Raw genomic sequence first — 19,798 nt, 5'->3', positions numbered from 1 at the left:
ATGACCAGCTATTCCGCGACGCCCGGACCGGAGGCGCAACTCTCCGCCGCGCCCGGCTTCGGCCGCGAAACTGCGCTCGCACGCGGGCTCGCCGCCCTCATGCACTGGATCGAATATCTATGCGCGGCCGTGCTCGCCGCCGATGTGATCGTGGTGTTCGTCTCGGTCGTCTACCGATACTTCCTGCACGATCCCGTCGACTGGGCCGAGGAAGTCGCCCGCGCGCTGATGATCGTGCTCGTGTTCTTCGGCGCGGCGACCGTGCTCGGACGCAGCCAGCACGTCGGCGTCGATCTGTTTCGCGGCGCGCTGCCGAAAAGCTGGCAGCCCGCGCTCGTGCATGCGGGGCACTGGATCATCGCGGGCGTCGCGGGGAATCTGTGCGTGTCGTCGTGCCTGCTGCTCGTCGATTCATACGGACAGATGACGCCGAGCGGCCTGCCCGCGTGGATCAACGTCTATCCGCTCGTCGCGGGCGGCGTGTTCATGACGGTGTTCGCGCTCGCCAACGCGCTCAACGGGCCGCGCAAGACCGTGCTCGGCACGCTGGCCGGCTGCGCGTTGCTGGCGGCGGCGCTATTCGCGTGGAACGCCTTCGTTCCGGCGCACGCCGTGAAGCCGGGCGTTCTGCTCGCGGCGGGCTTCGTCGGCGGCCTCGCGCTCGGCGTGCCGATCGGCTTCGTGCTCGCGTTCTCGGCGCTGCTGTATTTCCTCGCCGAACCATCCCTGCCGATACTCGTCTACTCGCAGCAAGTGATGGCCGGCACCGACCACTTCGTGCTGCTCGCGATTCCGTTCTTCGTGCTCGCCGGTTTGCTGATGGAAGGCAACGGCATGTCGTCGCGGCTGATCGAACTGCTGCTGCGCATGTTCGGACGCGTGCGCGGCGGCCTCGGCCTCATCACGATCATGGCGACGGCGTTCTTCTCCGGCGTGTCCGGCTCGAAGCTCGCGGATATCGCCGCGGTCGGCGGCGTCGTGATGCCGGCCGTGCGGCAGAGCAAGGAAGACCCGAACGAAGCGGCGGCGCTGCTCGCGTGCAGCGCGGTGATGGCGGAAACCATTCCGCCGTGCGTGAACATGATCATCATGGGCTTCGTCGCGAATATCTCGATCGCCGGGCTGTTCCTCGCGGGCGTCGTGCCGGCGGCGGTGCTGGCGATCGCGCTTGCGATCGTCGCGGTGATCTATGGGCGGCGCATCAATATCGCCGATGCGCTGACCCATCCGCGCGCCTGGCTGCCGTTGCTCGGCGGCGCGCTCGTCGCCCTCGTGATGATCGCGATGATCGGCAAGGGCGTGACCTCGGGCACCGCGACATCGACGGAAGTGTCCGCGTTCGCGGTCGTCTATGCGCTCGTGGTCGGCTGGCTCGCGTTCCGCGAACTCACGCCGAAGTCGGTGGCGCGCGTGTTCGTGCGCTCGGCGTCGATGGCGAGCGGCATTCTGTTCATCGTCGCGGCGGCGTCGAGCGTGTCGTTCGCGCTGACGATCGAGCAGATTCCCGCGCTCGTCTCCGACGCGATGATCGCCTTCGCGCACCAGTACGGCCCGACCATGTTCCTGCTGCTCTCCGTGCTCATCATGATCGTGTTCGGCGCGGTGCTCGAAGGCGCGCCCGCGCTGATCATCTTCGGGCCGCTGCTCACGCCGATCGCCACGCAGCTCGGCATCAATCCGCTGCACTTCGGCACGGTCATCGTCGTCGCGATGGGGCTCGGATTGTTCGCGCCGCCAGTCGGCCTCGGACTTTTCGCGACCTGCGCGATCACCGGCACCGACATGAAAGCCGTCGCGCGTCCGATGCTGAAATATCTGGTGGTGCTGTGCATCGCGCTTGTGGTACTCATTCTGGTGCCCTCGTTTTCCTTGTGGCTGCCGACCCGGCTCGGCCTGTAGCCGGCAGTAGAACTTCGTTATGAGCACCATTCAGGACGTCGCCCGCCACGCCGGGGTTTCCGTCAGCACTGTTTCCAACGTGCTCAACGGCCGCACGGATCAGATGCGCCAGGACACGCTCGCGCGCGTGCAGGCCGCGATGAGCGCGCTGCAATATCGCCCGAGCACGCTCGCGCGGCAGTTGAAGACCGGCCAGACGCCGCTCGTCGGGCTGCTCGTGCCGTCGATCGCGAATCCGATGTACGGCTATATCGCCCGCGAAGTCGAGACGTATGCGCAGGAGCGCTATGGGTATCGCGTGCTGATCGGCAATACGTATCGCGATCCGGCGAAAGAGGCGTCGTTTTTCGAGGATCTGCTGTCGCACGGCGTGCGGCGCGTGATCGTGATTTCCTCGCTCGCCGATGAACGCCACCTCGAAACGGCAGCCGAGCGCGGCATGGTCGTCGTGAGCTATGACCGCCGCGCGAACGAAGGCGAGACGACGCGCATCGATCACGTTACGCCGGACAACTTCGAGGCGGCGCGGCTCGCGACGCGGCATCTGATCGCGCGTGGCCACACGCGGCTCGGTTACGCGACGCTCGCGGGCATGACGCTGTCGCGCCGCGACAAGATTCGCGGCTTTCTCGCGGCGGCGGAGGAAGCGGGTTTGTCGGACAGCGCGCGCGTGCTCGACAGCGGCCCGGTCAACGAATACGGCGATTCGATGATCGCGGAGAACGGCCGCGCGCTCGCGCGGCAACTCGCGAGCGACGCGCTCCGGCCGACCGGCATCGTCGCCGTGAACGATCTGATGGCGCTCGGCCTGATGGCGGGCTTGCGCGAATCGGGCTTGCGCGTGCCGCAGGATATGTCGGTGGTCGGCATGGACGGGCATTTTCTCGCGGCGATTTCAAACCCCGCGCTCACGACCGTGCAGCTTCCCGTTCCGGCGATGGCCGCCGCGATGGTCGAACGCGCGATGCGACAGAACGACGAAGCACCGCTCGATTCCGGGCAGGCGCTTTTCACCGATATCACGCTGGTCGAACGCGAATCCGTTGCAGCGCCGGCGTGAGCAAAGCAATACAGGACCAGGACATGAACAAGGTATTCGTCAGCCATCCACGGCACATGCTGGACCATTACTTCGGCGCACGCGCGGCCGATGCGTTGCGTGCCGTCGCCGACGTCGCGTTCAACCCCGAATGCCGCGAACTGACGACGGACGAACTGGCCGTCGCCGCGAGCGACGCGGACGTGATCATCGGCTACCGGCAGACGCCCGCGCCGCGCGCGCTGTTCGCCGCGCTGCCGAAGCTCGCGGCGTTCGTGCGCTGCGCGGTGGATATCCGCACCATCGATGTCGACGCCGCGAGCGAGCACGGCGTGCTCGTGACGCAGGCGAGCGCGGGCTTCGTGCCGGCGGTGGCCGAATGGGTGATCGGCGCGATGCTCGATCTGGGCCGCGCGACGACCTTCCAGGCCGAGGCGTACCACCAGCGCGGCGCGCCCGCGCCGAAGATGGGCCGCGAGTTGCGCGGCAGCACGCTCGGCGTGATCGGCTACGGGCAGATTTCGCGTTATCTGTGCGATCTGGCGCTGGCGTTCGGCATGCGGATCGTCGTGTCCGATCCTTTCGCGTTGATCGACGACCCGCGCGTGCATCAGCGCGATCTCGGCACGCTGCTGGCCGAAGCCGATTTCGTCGTGTGCCTCGCGCCCGCGAACGCGCAAACGCACGATCTGATGAACGCGACGACCATCGGCGCCATGAAGCCGGGCGCGTACTTCATCAACGCGGCGCGCGGCGAACTTGTCAACGACGCCGCATTGCTCGCCGCGCTCGATCGCGGTCATCTCGCCGGCTGCGCGCTCGACGTGGGCCGCGCGCCGGACCAGATGCCGTCGCCCGCGCTCGCGCAGCATCCGCGCGTGATCGCGACGCCGCATGTCGGCGGCCTCACGCCCGCTGCGATCGAGCATCAGTCGATGGAAACCGTCGCGCAGACGGAAGCGCTGTTTCAGGGCCGCACGCCGCAGGGCGCGGTGAATGCGCCGCGCGCGTTTCGCGTTGCGCGCTTCGCTATCCCGGCCCACACGCAATGATGAAGCTCCCGACCGGCGCGTGCGATTGCCACATCCACATTTACGAGGACGGCTATCCGCTCGCGCCCAGCGCCACGTTCGTTCCGCCGCCCGCGCCCGCCGACGCGTACCGCGACGTGCAGCGCGCGCTGGGTTTGTCGCGTGTGATCGTCGTGCAGCCGACGGGCTACGGCTTCGACAACCGCTGCACGCTCGATGCGATCGAGAAGCTGGGCGAGGGCGCGCGCGGCATCGCGGTCGTGCCGCCCGATATCAGCGATGCCGAACTCCAACGCCTGCACGAAGCCGGCATTCGCGGCGTGCGCTTCATGATGCTGCCGGGCGGGCTGCTGCAATGGGACAGCCTGAACGATATCGCCGCGCGCATCGCGCCGTTCGGCTGGAACATCAACCTTCAGCTCGACGGTTGCACGCTGCCGCAACATGAGGCGATGCTCATGCGCCTGCCGGCGAAACTCGTGATCGATCATATCGGCAAATTTCTCGGCCCGGTGACCACCGATAGCGACGCGTTCGCTTCGCTGAGCCGCCTGCTCGACGGGCCGCGCTGCTGGGTGAAGCTGTCCGCGCCGTACGAAAGTTCGCGCATCGGCCCGCCCGGCTACGACGACATCGCGCCGCTCGCGCGCACGCTCGCCGCGCGGCATCCGGAACGCTCGCTGTGGGCGTCGAACTGGCCGCATCCGAACGTAAAGCCGACGCCCGCCGACGCCGATATGCTCGGCTGGATGGCGCGTTGCGTCGATGACGAGCCGACGATGCGCAGGATTCTCGTCGACAATCCCGCAGCGCTCTATTTCCAGGCGAGCTGACTCGCGCCGCGCCGCGTTCCGTCCTATCCTTCTTCTGGCGCCATGAAACGGAGCGGCAACGCCATGAATAGTCTGGAAGGAAAGATCGTCGCCGTCACGGGCGGCTTCGGCAGTCTGGGACTCGCGACGGCGCGCGCGCTCGCCGAACGTGGCGCGCGTGTCGCGCTGATCGGCCACGGAGCAGCGTCGGATGCATTGCCCGCGCCGCTCGCCGATGCGTGCATCGTCACCGGCATCGATCTGACGGATGCGAAGTCGGCGCAGCAAGCCATCGACAGCATCGTTCAGCGGATGGGCGGGCTGCATGCGCTCGTGAACGTGGCCGGCGCGTTCAGTTGGGAAACGATCGCGGACGGCAGCGTCGACACCTGGCAATCGATGTTCGACGTGAACGTGAAGACCGCGCTCAACGCGTCGAAGGCGGCGCTCGCGCCACTGAGCGCGAACGAAGGCGGGCGCATCGTCAATATCGGCGCGCTCGCGGCGATGAGAGCGGGGATGGGGATGGGCGCCTACGCGGCATCGAAGGCCGCGCTGCTGCGCCTGACCGAGGCGCTTGCCGAAGAGCTGAAGGACAAGGGCGTGACGGTGAACGCGCTGTTGCCGTCGATCATCGACACCGCGCCGAATCGCCGCGACATGCCCGACGCCGATTTCTCGCGCTGGGTGAAGCCGGAGCAACTCGGCGCGGTGATCGCGTTCCTGCTTTCGCCCGATGCGCAGTGCATCACGGGCGCGGCGATTCCGGTGAACGGGCGCGTCTGAAGGTCAGCGGGATCAGCGCGTCTGGGCCTTGAACGCTTCGCCCTGCATGCCCGCGCGATCCACGGCCGCGATGCGATTGCGGCCGTTGTCCTTCGCCTGATACAACTGCGCGTCGGTGAGATTGATGAACGTCGTCACGTCCATGCGCTCGCCCGGCACCACGGTGCCCACGCCGAAGCTCGCCGTCACTTGCTGATTGTGCGGCGAGCGCACGTGCGCGATGGCTTCATCGGCGATCAGTGCGCGGCAGCGCTCGGCGATGTGTATCGCGGCTTCGGCATCGGCGCCCGCGAGGATCAGCGCGAACTCCTCGCCGCCGAAGCGCCCGAGAAAGTGTTGCGGACCGGCCGCCTCGCCGAGCACGCGCGCGATGCGCTTCAGGCATTCGTCGCCCTGGACGTGGCCGTAGTAATCGTTGTACGACTTGAAGAAGTCGATATCGATCATGATGAGCGACAGCGGCTTGTCCGCTTGCTTCGCGACGTCCCACTCGCGCGCCATCACGTCGTCGAAGCGACGGCGGTTGCCGACGCCCGTCAGGCTGTCGCTGAACGACAGGCGCTCCAGTTCCTGCTGCAACTGCGCGAGCTTTTCCTCGGTGCGCTTGCGTTCGCTGATGTCGAACATGAAGCCGATCAGCGCTTCGACCTCGCCTTGCTCGTTGCGCTCGACGTGCACGACGTCGCGCAGCCACACGTAACCGCCGTCGCGGGTGAGCGCGCGGTAGTCCGCTTCGTGGTCCGTTCCTGCTTTCGATTGCGACACGCAGAAGCTGACCACCGCTTCGCGATCGTCCGGATGCATGCGTTCGGCCCAGTCGTGCACGGTTTTCCACGACGAAGGCGCCCAGCCGAGCAGCGCCTCGATCTGCGGTCCGATGTAGGCGAATTCCATCGTCGCCCAGTCGATCTTCCAGGGAATCGCCTTGGTCGATTCGAGCAGCGTGCGGTAGACGGCGTGATCGTCCTCGCCGAGCGCGCGCTCCGGTGGGGCGAGGGTGTCTTCGTGCCGCAGGAAAGCGGCCTTGAGGGTGCTTTCGGATGGGTCGCGATTCATCGTATCGGGTGGCGAGGTCTGGTTGACGGTTGCGTGTGTTAACGGCGGCGCGGGGGGCGTTCTGAAGGGAGAGGCTTTTTTGTCAGCGGCTCGCAATGTCTACGCGATGCTGTCGCCTGATGAACTATCGAGAAAGGGGCAAGAATCGGCTGTTTTCACGGGTTTGATGGACGGTCGCCCAAACTACCATGCAATATGCGCGACCCTTGGAAGACCTTAGAGAATGAACGTAACAACTTCAGACGACTTTATTGGAGTCTCGGCGGATCATCCGTGGGCAAAGCACTTCATCGTGCTGGCATATCGAGACGGCGCGTTCTCTCTGATTCCCAATAACTTCTTCAAGGATTGGCTCGACGAAGAGGCGAAGGTAGGAACGTTTTCCATCGGCAGATGTTCAGGCCTGGGCGTCGGCTCGATCGCCAAGTATGACGCCGGCGTTCAGAAACTGAATATCGGGAAGTTCGTTGCGGGCGGTCTCCGGTTGCGCTTTCTGCTGAACGGTCAGCACGAGATGAGGACCATCTCGACCGCGATGTTCAGCGTATATGGCGACGGGTTACGAAACGTTGCGCCGCCGCAGTATGCCGACACGGTCATTCACAACGATGTGTGGATCGGCGACGAGGCGATGTTTCTTGGCGGCAGCACCGTGGAGAACGGATGCGTAATCGGCGCACGTACCGTCGTACCGCCCAATTTTCGAAGCGAACCGTATGGAATTTATGTCGGTTCTCCCGCGCGTCTCGTCAAGTTTCGATTCTCCGAGAAAGTGCGCGAGAGCCTTCTCGAATTGGCATGGTGGGATATGCCACTGAAATGGATCAAGGAGAACAATGACGCGTTTCTCGCCGATCTGACCAGCGATGAGGGACGCGCACTGGAAATGCTGGCTGAACTGAAGCGCGCCAAGCGCCTGTCACTGGAAGAGAAGCAGCAGCACACAGCCGCTATCGACTAGCCGAAAGCATCGTCCCACGACACCCCGACGCGAGGCATCGGCAAGCATAAAGCCGCTTGAGCGCCGCGGTGCGCCGGCCCTCGACGGTCAGCCGGTAATCGATGAACAACTCCTGCCCCTTTCCGATCGGCCGGATCGCGCGGATGAATACGCGCTCGCCGTCCTGTTCCGCTTCGCAATTCGGCGCGCAACTGTGATTCAGCCAGCGCGCGGAATTGCCGCCGCGCGCGCCGTCGATCACGCTGCCGTCATCCAGTCCGAAGAGAAACGTGTGGCCGTCCTCCGCGCCCGATTTCGCGTGGATGCGCTGCGCCTCTTTCCACGAGAGCCGCAGACCTTTGTATTCGAGCAGCAATGTGCCGGTTGGCAGATCGGCGAGAGCAAAGACGCCCCGGCCATGAACGGGCGAAGTCCGGACAGTGATTCGACGCATGGTGTGGCGGTTCGCAGTGTGGAGGTTGGATATTTGGTGGAAGGCGTGCGCATCGTTATGATGTGGCCGTCATAAATCGCTGTCACGTCCATGCCCGCAGTTTCCCCCCGCAAGAGCAGGAAGCGCAAGCCGTCACGCGGCTCGCTTGCGCGATATCGCAACCGGATCGTCGAAGTACTCGGGGAGGCGCGCGGCCAGCGCGTGATGATACGGTCGATTCACGACGACGGCGTGGAACGCCGCACCGCCGTGAAGTGGGTCAATCTGCTGCCGCTGGAGACCGAGTTGTTCTAGCGGACGCTCAGTCCCGCAACAATCCCCGCGCCTGTTCGAGCAACGCGGCCGCGGCGAGCATTTCCTTTCTGCCGGCCATCGTCAGCGCGGCGATCGCGGTGTCCTTGAACAGCTCATCGTTGGACGTGACCCGCGCGCCAGCGTCACCGACACGCCCCTGACGCAGCCGGAAAAACGCCACCATCTCGAACGCCTGCGCGCGTAGCGCCTCGCTCGACGCGGCCGCGACCAGTTCCGCCGCGCCGGTCAACTGGGCGAGCGCGCCGTCAAAATCTGCACGTTCCATCGTCGTCTCCCAAATCTGGTTCACACTATCGCATCTGACCACAACGCGAAACAACGAACGGAGACGATGCATGGCAGTCAACGAAGCGGTAATGGCATTGCGTGAAGCGCTCGGCGCGCAGGTCGTGGCGCTGCCTGATGAATTCGGCGACAGGCGCGTCGTGGACTGGAGCGGTCTGCCCGGCGCGACGCCGCTCGCGATCATCCGCGCGCGCACCACCGATGATGTCGCGAAAGCGCTCGCGATCTGCTCGAAGCACAGGCAACCGGTCGTCACGCAAGGCGGTCTCACGGGCCTCGTCGGCGGTGCGAACGCGCTCGGCGGCGAAGTGGCGCTGAGTCTCGAGCGCATGAACCGCATCATCGAAATCGATGAAATCTCCGCGACCATGACCGTCGAAGCCGGCACGCCGCTGCAAGTAGTTCAGGAGGCGGCGAGCGCGGCGGGCTTCTACTTTCCGCTCGATCTCGGCGCGCGCGGCAGTTGCTCGATCGGCGGCAATCTCGCAACGAACGCGGGCGGCAACCGCGTCATCAAGTACGGCATGATGCGCGATCAGGTGCTTGGCGTCGAAGCGGTGCTGGCGAGCGGCGAGATCGTCGGCGGACTGAACAAGATGATCAAGAACAACAGCGGCTATGATTTGCGGCATCTGTTGATCGGCAGCGAAGGCACGCTCGCAGTGATCACGCGCGTCGTGTTGCGCTTGCGCCCGAAGCCAACCGCGATCGCCACCGCATGGTGCGGCCTGCCGGATTTCGCGGCCGTCACCACGCTGCTCACGCGCGCGCAGGCGGGACTCGCGCCGGGCGTGTCCGCGTTCGAAGTGATGTGGGCGGGCTATCACGACACCGTCATCGCGAATCTGAAGAATCTGCGCGCGCCGCTCGCCGATGCGCATCCGTTCTACGTGCTGCTGGAAAGCGTCGGCACCGATCCCGCGCGGCACGGCGAAGCCTTCGAGGAGTTTCTCGGCGGCATGCTCGAAGCAGGCATCGTGACCGATGCGGCGATCGCATCGAACGAGGCGCACGCGCGTGATTTCTGGGCGATCCGCGATGCGCCCGGCGAATACGATCGCTTCATTCCGAACCACGCGGCGTATGACGTGAGCTTTTCCATCGCGCAGGTCGGCGATGCGGCCGCGCAATGCGAGGCGCGTCTGCGCGCGCGCTGGCCCGACGCGATCGTGATGACCTACGGCCATCTGGGCGACGGCAATATTCACATCGTCGTGGATATTCCGGGCAGAGGAAAGCAGGACCACGACGATGTCGACGCCGTCGTCTACGACGTCACGCGCGCGTTCGAAGGCTCGATTTCGGCGGAGCACGGCATCGGCCTGAAAAAGCGCGCGTATCTGCATCTCGCGCGCCGTGAAGCCGATATCGCGTCGATGCGCGCGATCAAGGCGGCGCTCGATCCGCACGGCTTGCTCAATCCGGGGAAGGTGTTCTAGCCGCGCTCGTGCGAATGCCGGTGATGGATGTCCGGAAAGTGCGCGTGCGTATGCGTGATCGGCAGATGCACGTGCGGATGCGTATGCGGTTCGTCGCCGGCATACGGAAAGTCGTGCGCGTGCCGATGATGCTCGTCATGCACATGCCGATGCACATGCTCCAGCCGCTCGTGCGTGTGCGCGTGTTCGTGCCGCTCGCGCGCGTGCAGCCACACGCCGAGCGCCATCAGCGCGGCGGCGATCCAGAACGCCGCGCCCGGCGCGTGCGGCCACATCACGAGCGAGAGCGCGACGCCGAACACGGGCGCGACCGAGAAATACGCGCCCGTGCGCGCGGTGCCGAGATGGCGCAGCGCGATCACGAATAGCACGAGACTCACGCCATAGCCGCCGAAGCCCGTCGTCATCGCGCCGATGATGATATGCGGCGCGGGCAGACGCGCGCCCATCGCGAGCGCGATACCGAGATTCACCGCCCCGGCGACGAGTCCTTTTGCGCACGCGATCAGGGTGGCGTCGGCGCTCGAGATCCTGCGCGTCAGATTGTTGTCGATGGCCCAGCAGAGACACGCCAGCGCGATCAGCAGCGCACCCGCCGATACGCCGCTCGGGCCAGGTTCCCACGCCAGCACGACGCCGCCCGCGACGATCGCGGCCATGCCGAGAAACACCGGCAGATCGACGTTCTCGCGAAACACGATCCACGCGATCGCCGCCGTCAACACGCCTTCCAAATTGAGCAGGAGCGCGCTCGTCGCGGCGGGCGTGGTCGTCAGGCCGAGCATCAGCAGCGCCGGTCCGGCGACGCCGCCGAACGCGATCGCGCCGAGCAGCCAGGCCAGTTCCCGTGCGCCCACGCCTTTGTCCTTCTCCCGCCAGAACCGGCGGCCGAGCAGCACCGCGCCGAGGCCTATGCCGCTGCCGAGATAGAACAGGCCCGCGACCATGAACGGCGGCATCGGGCCGAGCAGCGCTTTCGCGATCGGCGTGGCCGCGCCGAACAGCGCGGCGGCGCCGAGCGCAGTGAGGATCGCGGTGAAACGGCTTTGCATCTCGCGGCCTTTGAATGTGCGATGACGTCTGGAAGTGTAGTCCGCGCCGATTGATCCGACGTTACGCGCGCCCCGTTCTCATTCTTCGCTCATTTTCGACGCGCAGAATGCCCTCCATCGAAAGACAACAGCAACCCAGGAGACGAGAAATGAAAGCGATCAGATACGCGATAGTGGCAGCCAAACTGACCTTCGGTCTGGCGACGGTGGCGCAGGCGCATCCGTTCATCGGCGTGGGCATCATCGGCGGCCCGGAGTTTCCGGTCGCCTCCAGCGCGCAGAGCGCGCCGCCGCTGCCGGTCTATGCCCGCGCGACGGATTCCGGCCCCGCGCCGCTGCCGCTCGACGCGCCGCCGGTGCGGTACGCGCAGCCGGCCATCGGCAATATCGCGTCGATCATGGGGCACGCGAATGCCCAGAGCGGTGTGTGACGATGCTAATCGCGCTCACATCGACGCGAAAAGGATTCGTTTGTGCCGTCGCGCGTGCAGCGTTAGCCTGATCGCATGACAAAAACCATCGACTACGCCGCAATCGCCGACGCCGCGCGCGACGGCTACATGAACCGCGTCATCGCGAACGTGAACGATCACGACATCCACATCAGCGTGATGGACGCGCCTTTCCAGTGGCACTTCCATCCGAATTCCGACGAGACTTTCGTGTCGGTGGAAGGCACGTTGATCATCGAGTTCGAGGACGGCGCCGTCGAATTGCGCGCGGGACAATTGCTGACCGTGCCCGCGGGCAAACTCCACTGCACGCGGCCGGGCGGCGCGCGATCGGTCAACCTGACCATCGAGAAAACGGACACCGAAACGGTGTTCTGCGACGCGCCGAACTAGCGCGCCGCGCGCGTTTCCAGATGTTCCACGAGACGCTGCGCCGCAGGCTGCAACGAATCGAAATCCCTGAAGCACACGACGAAGCGGCGTTTCGCGAAGGCATCCGATAGCGGCACGGCTTCGACACCTAGCGCCTGCCGGTAGGTTCCCGCCACTTCCATCGGCACGACGCTGATGCCCAGTCCCGCCGCGACGACGCGAAACGCCGCGTCGAAGCTCGACACGATCACGCGATACGACATCGTCTTGCCGGCCTGCGCCGCCGCGCGCTGCAACATGGTGTGCACGGCGGTCGCCGGCGGCAGTCCGACGTGCTCGAACGCCAGCGATTCCTCGAAGCTCACCGTGTGCCGCCGCGCGAACGGATGATCGGCGGGCACCGCGAGCGCGAGCTGATCGTGCCGATAAGCGCGATGCTGCAAGCCGCGCAGATCGACGCTGTCCCAGCACACGCCCACCGACGCCACGCCTTCGCGCAGTTGCCGCACGAGATCGTGCGACAGGCGCTCTTCCACGTCGACCTTGATGTTCTGATTCGCGGGCTCGCGCATGAACGACGCGATATCGTCGAGCAGCGCTTCCGCAATCGCCGATGCCGACGCGCATATGCTCACGCGCCCCATCAGACCGCCGCCGAACGCGGCGACATCGTTGGCGATGCGCTCCATCGTGAAAAGCACGCTGCGCGCGTGCTCCAGCAGCGCCATGCCTGCGGGCGTCGGTTCGACACCGCGTCGCGAGCGCGACAGAAGCGGCACGCCGAGCGACGTCTCAAGCTGCGCGATGCGCTTGCTGATTGCCGAAGGCTCGATATGCGATTCCTGCGCCGCGCGCGCGATGTTCTGGTGCTCGCAAACTGTCACGAATAGACGCAGCGTTTTCAGGTCGATGTCGCGCATGGCAGGGCGGTTTCCTCTGACGTTCCGAACGGGAAGCATGAACCTTCCAAAATACCGCTTTAATGGCATTTACGGAATCTCTAAAGTCGAGTCCATACACACAAAAGACCCGGAGACAAAGCCATGCCCGCGTTCCCCCAGCGCGCCGTGATCCGCGAAGTCGGCTTGCGCGACGGCCTGCAAAGCATTCGAACGCTCTTGCCGACCGCTCGCAAGATCGAATGGATCGGCGACGCCTACGCCGCCGGCCAGCGCGAAATCGAAGTCGGCTCGTTCGTGCCCGCGCGCCTTCTGCCGCAACTTGCCGATACCGCCGAACTCGTCGCCTACGCGAAGACGCTGCCGGGACTTTTCGTATCCGTGCTCGTGCCGAATTTCAAGGGCGCGGAGCGCGCCATCGAAACACACGCCGATCTGATGCTCGTGCCGCTTTCCGCGAGCCGCGCGCACAGTCTCGCGAATCTGCGCAAGACGCCGGAAGAAGTCGTCGACGAAGTGGCGCGCATGCGTGCCGCGCGCGACGCGTCGGGCGCGAAGACGCTGATCGAAGGCGGCATCGGCACGGCGTTCGGCTGCACGATCCAGGGCCACGTCGATCACGCCGATGTGCTGCGCTACATGCAGGCGCTGCTCGATGCCGGCGCGGACCGTGTGAGCATCGCCGATACGGTCGGTTACGCCGGTCCGCGCGCCGTGCGCGATCTCTTCGAGAAGGCGCACGCCATCGCGGGCGAGCGCTTGTGGTGCGGCCACTTTCACGACACGCGCGGACTCGCGCTCGCCAACGTCTGCGCCGCGCTCGAAACCGGCGTCGCGCGCTTCGATGCGACGCTCGCGGGCATCGGCGGCTGTCCGCATGCGCCGGGCGCGAGCGGCAATGCATCGAGCGAGGATCTCGCGTTCATGCTCGCCGACATGGGCATCGAAACCGGCATCGACATTCCAGCCTTGCTGACCCTGCGCGCGAAGCTCGCGCATTGGCTCGACGGCGAAACGCTGCGCGGCGCGCTCGCGCTCGCGGGCTTGCCGGTCACTTACGGATCGAACGCTGCAATCGCAGCCTGAGGACGATATGAACCATTCCACCCTGCCGCTCGAAGGCATTCGCGTGATCGAGTTCACGCATATGGTGATGGGCCCGACCTGCGGCATGATCCTCGCGGATCTCGGCGCGGAAGTCATCAAGATCGAACCGCCCGGCGGCGACAAGACGCGCAATCTGCCGGGACTCGGTATCGGCTTCTTTCGCTCGTTCAATCGCAACAAGAAGAGCGTCGTCATCGACATCAACACGGACGAGGGCCGCGAAGCCGCGATCGAACTGATCGGCGAATGCGACGTGCTGCTCGAAAATTTCCGCCCCGGCCTGATGGCGAAATTCGGGCTGGATTACGACACGCTATCGAAGCGGTATCCGAAACTCATCTACGTGTCGCACAAAGGCTTCCTTCCCGGCCCGTACGAAAAGCGTCTCGCGCTCGACGAAGTCGTGCAGATGATGGGCGGCCTCGCGTACATGACCGGTCCGGCGGGCCGGCCGCTGCGCGCCGGGACCTCGGTGAACGACATCATGGGCGGCATGTTCGGCGCGATCGGCGTGCTCGCCGCGCTGCGCGAACGCGATCTCACCGGACGCGGCCAGGAGGTGCAGAGCGCGCTGTTCGAGAACTGCGTGTTTCTTTCCTCGCAGCACATGCAGCAATACGCGATGACGCGTGAAGCGCCGCCGCCGATGCCTTCGCGCGTGTCGGCGTGGAGCGTGTACGACGTGTTCACGCTGGCCGGGGGCGAGCAGTTGTTCATCGGCGCGGTGAGCGACAAGCAGTTCGTCACGCTGTGCGATGTGCTCGAACGGTCCGACCTCGCGCAGGAACCCGGCTTCGCGACCAACGCGATGCGCGTCGCGGTGCGTCCGCATCTGCTGGAACGGCTCGGCGAGATCCTCGCGCATCATCGCGCGGACGAGCTCGCGCCGAAGCTCGAAGCGGCCGGTATTCCCTACGCGCCGATCATGCGCCCCGAGCAACTGCTCGACGATCCGCATCTGAAGGCGAGCGGCGGCCTCGTGCCGATGCAGACCGACGACGGCGGCACCACCGACGTCGTATTGCTGCCGCTCACGATGGGCGGCCGGCGCCCCGGCGTGCGGCAACCCCTCGCGCGCGTCGGCGAGCATACGGACGAAGTGCTGGGACGGCTCAAGAAGAACGTCACGGCATGAAGCATCGCGACGAGCGCATACAAAAAGCCAGCGCCATCGCCCACTCAGGAGACACAGCAATGCAGCCAACCTTCAGCGCGGTCGCCGAGCCGCTCGTTTCGCCCGACGTACGCGTCGCCTCGACACCCGGCGCGCAAATCTCCGCCCGCATGGATCGTTTGCCGATCACGCGGCATCTGTGGATGCTCGTGTTTCTGATCTCGCTCGGCGGCTTTTTCGAAATCTACGATCTGATCTTTACCGGCTATATCGCGCCGGGCATGGCGAAAAGCGGCCTGTTGCAGACGACCACGCATGCGTTCTTCGGCTTCACGGGCATCGCGGGCTTCATCGCGGCGACCTTCGCGGGGCTTTTCATCGGCACGTTCTTCTTCGGCTGGCTGCCGGACCGTTACGGGCGGCGCAGCGTGTTCACGTTCTCGCTGCTGTGGTACTCGGTCGGCTCGGCGATCATGGCCTTTCAGACGACGCCCGAAGGCGTGATCTTCTGGCGTTTCGTGACGGGCATCGGCGTGGGCATCGAGATCATCACCATCGACAGCTACGTGACCGAGCTGGTGCCGCAACACATGCGCGGCCGCGCGATGGCGTTCAACCAGATGGTGATGTTCGCCGCCGCGCCCGTCGCCGCGATCCTGTCTTACTGGCTCGTGCCGGAGACGGTCTTCGGTCTCGATGGATGGCGCGTGGTCGTGCTCGCCGGGTCGGTCGGCGCGGTCGTCGTGTGGTTCATCCGGCGCACGGTGCCCGAGAGCCCGCGATGGCTCGCCATGCACGGCAGGATCGAGGAAGGTGAGCGCGTGGTCGGCAACATCGAGCGCGTGGTCGAGCGCGAGTCGGGTGCGGCGCTGCCGCCGCCCGCGCCTGTCGTCGAGCAGCCGGCGCATCGGCGGGCGTCGCTTGGCGAGTTGTTCCATGCGCCGTATCGCTCGCGTCTGATCATGCTCATCGTGTTCAATTTCTGTCAGGCGATCGGCTATTACGGCTTCGCGAACTGGGTGCCGACCTTGCTGATCGGGCAAGGCATCACCGTGACGAAAAGTCTGCTGTATTCGTTCGTCATCGCGTTCGCGCTGCCAGTGGGACCGCTGCTCGCGATGCTCTATGCCGATCGCATCCAGCGCAAGTATCTGATCGTCGGCGGCGCGCTCGTCGTCATCGCGAGCGGCCTCGCATTCGGGCAGATGAAATCGCCCGCGGCGCTCATCACGTTCGGCGTGCTGATCTCGCTCGCGGGGCAAACCATCTCGGTCTGCTATCACGCGTATCAGACCGAACTCTTTCCGACGGCCGTGCGCTGCCGTGCGAGCGGCATCGTGTATTCGGCAAGCCGCGTGGGCGCGATGATGTCGGGCTTCATCATCGCGTTCCTGCTGAAGGACTTCGGCGTGCCGGGCGTGTTCATCGGCATCACGGTTTGCATGCTGCTGGTCGCGCTCGCGATCGGCCTGTTCGGGCCGAAGACCAACGGCTTGCGTCTCGAAGAACTCAATCACTGACCGGGAACGAGTTCTGCTGCTCGCGGCTCCAAGCGAGCGCCGTGTCGGCGGACTCGCGTGACGAGCGGCAGACTTGAACCCATGAACACGCAACTCAGTGAGCAGTGTAAATCGCGCCTGTACCGGTTGAAGTTCGAGACGCCTGAAGACGGCATCGCGTACATTTTGGCCGACAGCCGCGAAGCCGCCTGGCGCATGGGCAAGACGGTGATGGCGGTGCTTCACAGCATCGGCGTCCAGCATGTCGCGCTGAAGGACGTCCGCTCGTTCATCGAACTCGTGCGCGTGGGTGTGAGCGAGGATCACGACATGCGTATCTTCGAGATCGCGGTGAAAGACGGGCAGGTTCTGCAATGGGCCGACGCGCCGTACTTCCTCACCGACGACGCCTCGCTGCTCGGCAAATGGGCCGAACTACGCGCCGATCTGGCCGCGAACATCGTACGCGCGATGATGCGCCGCGCGCGATAGGACGCATTTCACGGGTACGCCTCATGCTAGTGCACGATCAGACGCCGTGCATCGATATGGTGTGTGATCTTGCGTCGTCCGAACCTGGCGGGGTGCCCAGATGATACGGTCGTATAACCACAAGGGTTACGTGCTCGAAGTCGCAATCGAAACGAGCTGCAGGCTCGTGCCGCCGCCCGGGGCGGTGCATTATCTGGCCATTGTGACCATCAGCCGGTCGGGGCGGCCGGTGACTGCGTTCTCGCCGCTATGCATCGACCGCGCGCGCTATGCGAACTTCGTCTCTGCCGAGGACGCGCTGATGAGCGCACACACGGCGGCACGCGCGTTCGTGGACGACTGGGTGCGAACGGCACCTTGATTTCAGGATGCGGGACGGATGAGCCGTCCGGCAGTCAGGCGGCGGCGCGCCGGCTCTGCTGTCCTTCTTGCGCGTCCGCAGCGGACGACGCGGTATCGAGCGCGTTGTCCAGCAACGCGAGCTTCCGTTGAAGCAACGCCACGCGCTGACATTGCGATGGCACGAGATCGTAATCGGCATCGAGCTGCGCGATCCGCATGTCCCAATATCTTGCAGGCAGGCGCTCGGACGTCACGCTGCGTTCGACGAAATTCGCCAGGATCATTTCCAGATGCACGAGCTCGCGCTCCGCGAGTTGGGCTGGGCGTCGCTGTCGAAATGCTGGGACGGTGGTGGCGTCGATACTACTTTTCATAGGGCTGTTTCCGGCTTGATTTGCAGAGACCTCTATTAAAGCAATCAATGTTCCGGACAGGCGATTCAAGCTTATTCAATTTGTTTCGAATTGAAACGAGGGTTCACAGGATCGCTGAAATGCCCGTCGTAATCGCTCGGAGGCTGTTACATTTTTGAGCGTGAACTTGCCGAAGTTCGGACGCGCGATCGCGAGGCGGCCGTACTTCCGGGTTATGACATCGGAATGACACGCAAAGTTTTCAATCGTGGCGAGATATCGAGAGAAACATATCGCTTCGAATGACGAGGCGTCGTCTGAATGCGAGTTGTTCCGATTGTCTTCGGATGGTCGTCGATATACTTTGGAAAACTGAATATCGATGGTGTTTGAAAACGCGCGGCCAACGCGCATTTTCCGGACCGAAGGATTTCGTATCCGTTCAAGCAAGGAGAATGAAAACGGAGCAGTCTCCTCTCGCGAAACTGCTCCGTGTCCTCAGAATGACTTCTCGGAGTTCTGTTGACGCGAGGAAGCTTAGCAATCACATCGGCCGATATAAACCACGCGCCGCGCAATGGAGTTCTCCGGAATACGCAGTAATAACGTCGTCGATCCACAACACCTGATCCGACGTGGCGCGCGCGCTGTTGCCGCTAAGCGGTTGACCTTAAAAGAATATGAAGGGATTTACGCGCCCGTTCTCACGATCAGCAAATGACTATTGCGCACGATACGCAGCCACATTCGGGGACCCGTCGCCTAAAGTGTGTCCAGTTTCTCAGGGCGAGCGGACGTCCAAACGGCCCGTCGAACCTCAGGAAGCTTTTCGCGTTAAACAGGATCTAGAGAATCATGAAAAAAACCCTTCTCATCGCGGGCATTCTCGGCACGTTCGCAGCGGCAGCCCACGCGCAAAGCAGCGTCACGCTGTACGGCACGCTGGATGCAGGCCTCGTCTACACGAACAATTCCGGTGGCCATAACAACTGGCAGCAAGGCAGCGGCTCGGTTTCCGATACTTACTTCGGCCTGAAAGGCAGTGAGGATCTGGGCGGCGGGTTGCACGCGCTCTTCAAGCTGGAGAGCGGCTTCAACCTCAATAATGGCCGTTACACCGAAAGCAATACGATGTTCAATCGCCAGGCTTACGTCGGCTTGCAACACGATCAATACGGTACGATCACGCTCGGCCGTCAATACGATTCGATGGTCGATTATCTGTCGCCGTTCTCGGAAGCAGGCGCGGGCTACGGCAATAACCTGAGCGCGCATCCGTTCGACAACGACAATCTCGATCATTCGTTCTCGATCAAGAACTCGGTCAAATATCAAAGCGCGAACTACGCGGGCTTCAAGTTCGGCGGCCTGTACGGCTTCTCGAACGACGCCGGCCAGTTCGCGAACAATCGCGCGTGGAGCGCGGGCGCGTCGTACAGCACGGGCCCGCTCAACTTCGGGGCGGCCTATTTGCAGACGAATAACTCGCGCAATAGCGCGAACGCGAACGGCGCGGTTTCGGCGGGTCAGGGCAACAACGCGAACCTGACCGCCGAACTGCAGCGCACCTTCGGCGCGGGCGTGAACTACACGTTCGGCCCGGCAACGGTCGGCTTCGTGTGGACCAACACGCACTACGACCAACTGCTCGCGGCGTCGCAAGGCGGCTCGACGATCGCGCTGCCGGGCAACACGAACCTGCATCTGAACAACTTCGAATTGAACGGCCGTTATGCGCTGACGCCGGCGCTGAGCCTCGACGCCGCGTACACGTACACGGACGGCAAGGTGACGGGCGGCAACGGCACCGGCGATCCGAAGTGGCATACGGTTTCGCTGCAGGCCGATTACTCGCTCTCGAAGCGCACCGATGTGTACGTGGAAGGCGTGTATCAGCACGCGTCGGGCGAACTCGGCAACGCGGGCGCCAACGTCGCGATGATCAACACGCTGTCTCCGTCGTCGACGCAGAATCAGGTCGCGGCGACGGTGGGTCTGCGCCACCGCTTCTAAACGCAGCATCGCAGGAAAGAGCGGCCGCGATCGACGAGATCGCGGCC

General features: G+C 64.5%; 22 protein-coding genes. 16 read left to right on the top strand and 6 right to left on the bottom strand.

What is annotated here, in order from left to right:
* The 5 genes from BTHE68_RS32315 to BTHE68_RS32295 all read left to right on the top strand — a co-directional run bounded on the left by BTHE68_RS32315 (nucleotide 1) and on the right by BTHE68_RS32295 (nucleotide 5,567).
* On the top strand, nucleotides 1-1,899 hold the full coding sequence (locus BTHE68_RS32315; protein ID WP_162070339.1) for a TRAP transporter large permease: 1,899 nt from the start codon (nucleotides 1-3) through the stop codon (nucleotides 1,897-1,899).
* 19 nt (nucleotides 1,900-1,918) lie between these two features.
* Entirely contained in the window at nucleotides 1,919-2,959 is a 1,041-nt protein-coding gene (locus BTHE68_RS32310; RefSeq protein WP_162070338.1) for a LacI family DNA-binding transcriptional regulator, read from the top strand.
* A gap of 23 nt (nucleotides 2,960-2,982) precedes the next feature.
* Nucleotides 2,983-3,990, top strand: coding sequence for a hydroxyacid dehydrogenase (locus tag BTHE68_RS32305; RefSeq protein WP_162070337.1), 1,008 nt, complete (start codon nucleotides 2,983-2,985; stop codon nucleotides 3,988-3,990).
* Entirely contained in the window at nucleotides 3,987-4,802 is an 816-nt protein-coding gene (locus tag BTHE68_RS32300) for an amidohydrolase family protein (protein WP_162070336.1), read from the top strand. The genes BTHE68_RS32305 and BTHE68_RS32300 overlap by 4 nt, the downstream gene beginning before the upstream one ends.
* A gap of 63 nt (nucleotides 4,803-4,865) precedes the next feature.
* Nucleotides 4,866-5,567 (top strand): SDR family NAD(P)-dependent oxidoreductase, encoded by a 702-nt coding sequence (locus tag BTHE68_RS32295; protein WP_162070335.1) that lies wholly within the window; start codon nucleotides 4,866-4,868, stop codon nucleotides 5,565-5,567.
* A gap of 12 nt (nucleotides 5,568-5,579) precedes the next feature.
* Here BTHE68_RS32295 and BTHE68_RS32290 read toward each other — a convergent pair whose 3' ends face one another.
* Nucleotides 5,580-6,623: a GGDEF domain-containing protein gene (locus tag BTHE68_RS32290; RefSeq protein ID WP_162070334.1), complete on the bottom strand. Its 1,044-nt coding sequence runs from the start codon at nucleotides 6,621-6,623 to the stop codon at nucleotides 5,580-5,582.
* 223 nt (nucleotides 6,624-6,846) lie between these two features.
* Here BTHE68_RS32290 and BTHE68_RS32285 point away from each other — a divergent pair, with 223 nt between their 5' ends.
* Entirely contained in the window at nucleotides 6,847-7,584 is a 738-nt protein-coding gene (locus tag BTHE68_RS32285; RefSeq protein WP_162070333.1) for an LbetaH domain-containing protein, read from the top strand.
* On the opposite strand, the gene BTHE68_RS32280 is transcribed toward BTHE68_RS32285, so the two are convergent.
* Nucleotides 7,574-8,017, bottom strand: coding sequence for an SET domain-containing protein (locus BTHE68_RS32280; protein ID WP_061177642.1), 444 nt, complete (start codon nucleotides 8,015-8,017; stop codon nucleotides 7,574-7,576). The two genes, BTHE68_RS32285 and BTHE68_RS32280, sit on opposite strands and share 11 nt — an antisense overlap.
* 90 nt (nucleotides 8,018-8,107) lie before the next feature.
* On the opposite strand from BTHE68_RS32280, the gene BTHE68_RS32275 reads away from it, so the two are divergent.
* Nucleotides 8,108-8,311, top strand: coding sequence for a hypothetical protein (locus tag BTHE68_RS32275; RefSeq protein ID WP_162070332.1), 204 nt, complete (start codon nucleotides 8,108-8,110; stop codon nucleotides 8,309-8,311).
* Between the two features lie 7 nt (nucleotides 8,312-8,318).
* Here BTHE68_RS32275 and BTHE68_RS32270 read toward each other — a convergent pair whose 3' ends face one another.
* Complete coding sequence (locus BTHE68_RS32270; protein ID WP_162070331.1) at nucleotides 8,319-8,597, bottom strand: hypothetical protein; 279 nt, start codon at nucleotides 8,595-8,597, stop codon at nucleotides 8,319-8,321.
* Between the two features lie 70 nt (nucleotides 8,598-8,667).
* Between BTHE68_RS32270 and BTHE68_RS32265 the strand changes: the two genes are divergently transcribed.
* Nucleotides 8,668-10,056, top strand: coding sequence for an FAD-binding oxidoreductase (locus BTHE68_RS32265; protein WP_162070330.1), 1,389 nt, complete (start codon nucleotides 8,668-8,670; stop codon nucleotides 10,054-10,056).
* Here the strand turns inward: BTHE68_RS32265 and BTHE68_RS32260 are convergent.
* A complete protein-coding gene (locus tag BTHE68_RS32260; RefSeq protein WP_162070329.1) occupies nucleotides 10,053-11,108 on the bottom strand; it encodes a DMT family transporter in 1,056 nt (351 codons plus the stop codon). The two genes, BTHE68_RS32265 and BTHE68_RS32260, sit on opposite strands and share 4 nt — an antisense overlap.
* A 149-nt stretch (nucleotides 11,109-11,257) precedes the next feature.
* Here BTHE68_RS32260 and BTHE68_RS32255 point away from each other — a divergent pair, with 149 nt between their 5' ends.
* Together BTHE68_RS32255 and BTHE68_RS32250 are read left to right on the top strand one after the other, a co-directional pair.
* A complete protein-coding gene (locus tag BTHE68_RS32255; RefSeq protein ID WP_162070328.1) occupies nucleotides 11,258-11,539 on the top strand; it encodes a hypothetical protein in 282 nt (93 codons plus the stop codon).
* Nucleotides 11,540-11,614: 75 nt separating this feature from the next.
* A complete protein-coding gene (locus BTHE68_RS32250) occupies nucleotides 11,615-11,953 on the top strand; it encodes a cupin domain-containing protein (RefSeq protein WP_162070327.1) in 339 nt (112 codons plus the stop codon).
* Here the strand turns inward: BTHE68_RS32250 and BTHE68_RS32245 are convergent.
* Nucleotides 11,950-12,852 (bottom strand): LysR family transcriptional regulator, encoded by a 903-nt coding sequence (locus tag BTHE68_RS32245; protein ID WP_162070326.1) that lies wholly within the window; start codon nucleotides 12,850-12,852, stop codon nucleotides 11,950-11,952. The two genes, BTHE68_RS32250 and BTHE68_RS32245, sit on opposite strands and share 4 nt — an antisense overlap.
* 123 nt (nucleotides 12,853-12,975) lie before the next feature.
* On the opposite strand from BTHE68_RS32245, the gene BTHE68_RS32240 reads away from it, so the two are divergent.
* The 5 genes from BTHE68_RS32240 (at nucleotide 12,976) to BTHE68_RS32220 (ending at nucleotide 17,404) form a co-directional block, all read left to right on the top strand.
* The gene (locus BTHE68_RS32240) at nucleotides 12,976-13,917 is read left to right on the top strand and encodes a hydroxymethylglutaryl-CoA lyase (protein ID WP_162070325.1); all 942 of its coding nucleotides are present in this window, start codon (nucleotides 12,976-12,978) and stop codon (nucleotides 13,915-13,917) included.
* 7 nt (nucleotides 13,918-13,924) lie between these two features.
* Nucleotides 13,925-15,073, top strand: a complete 1,149-nt coding sequence (locus BTHE68_RS32235; protein ID WP_162070324.1) for a CaiB/BaiF CoA transferase family protein — start codon at nucleotides 13,925-13,927, stop codon at nucleotides 15,071-15,073.
* Between the two features lie 59 nt (nucleotides 15,074-15,132).
* Nucleotides 15,133-16,572, top strand: a complete 1,440-nt coding sequence (locus BTHE68_RS32230) for an MFS transporter (RefSeq protein ID WP_162070323.1) — start codon at nucleotides 15,133-15,135, stop codon at nucleotides 16,570-16,572.
* 81 nt (nucleotides 16,573-16,653) lie between these two features.
* Nucleotides 16,654-17,043 carry a hypothetical protein gene (locus tag BTHE68_RS32225; RefSeq protein WP_162070322.1) on the top strand — a complete coding sequence of 130 codons (390 nt, stop codon included), beginning with the start codon at nucleotides 16,654-16,656 and terminating at the stop codon, nucleotides 17,041-17,043.
* A gap of 130 nt (nucleotides 17,044-17,173) precedes the next feature.
* Nucleotides 17,174-17,404, top strand: coding sequence for a hypothetical protein (locus tag BTHE68_RS32220; protein WP_225936465.1), 231 nt, complete (start codon nucleotides 17,174-17,176; stop codon nucleotides 17,402-17,404).
* Between the two features lie 34 nt (nucleotides 17,405-17,438).
* On the opposite strand, the gene BTHE68_RS32215 is transcribed toward BTHE68_RS32220, so the two are convergent.
* Nucleotides 17,439-17,828 (bottom strand): hypothetical protein, encoded by a 390-nt coding sequence (locus BTHE68_RS32215; RefSeq protein ID WP_232078172.1) that lies wholly within the window; start codon nucleotides 17,826-17,828, stop codon nucleotides 17,439-17,441.
* A gap of 765 nt (nucleotides 17,829-18,593) precedes the next feature.
* Between BTHE68_RS32215 and BTHE68_RS32210 the strand changes: the two genes are divergently transcribed.
* Complete coding sequence (locus tag BTHE68_RS32210; protein ID WP_162070320.1) at nucleotides 18,594-19,751, top strand: porin; 1,158 nt, start codon at nucleotides 18,594-18,596, stop codon at nucleotides 19,749-19,751.
* Nucleotides 19,752-19,798 lie beyond the last annotated feature (47 nt).

It is taken from the genome of Burkholderia sp. THE68, from assembly GCF_009938265.1.
GTDB lineage: Bacteria > Pseudomonadota > Gammaproteobacteria > Burkholderiales > Burkholderiaceae > Caballeronia.
This window is presented reverse-complemented; position numbering and strand designations above follow the sequence as displayed.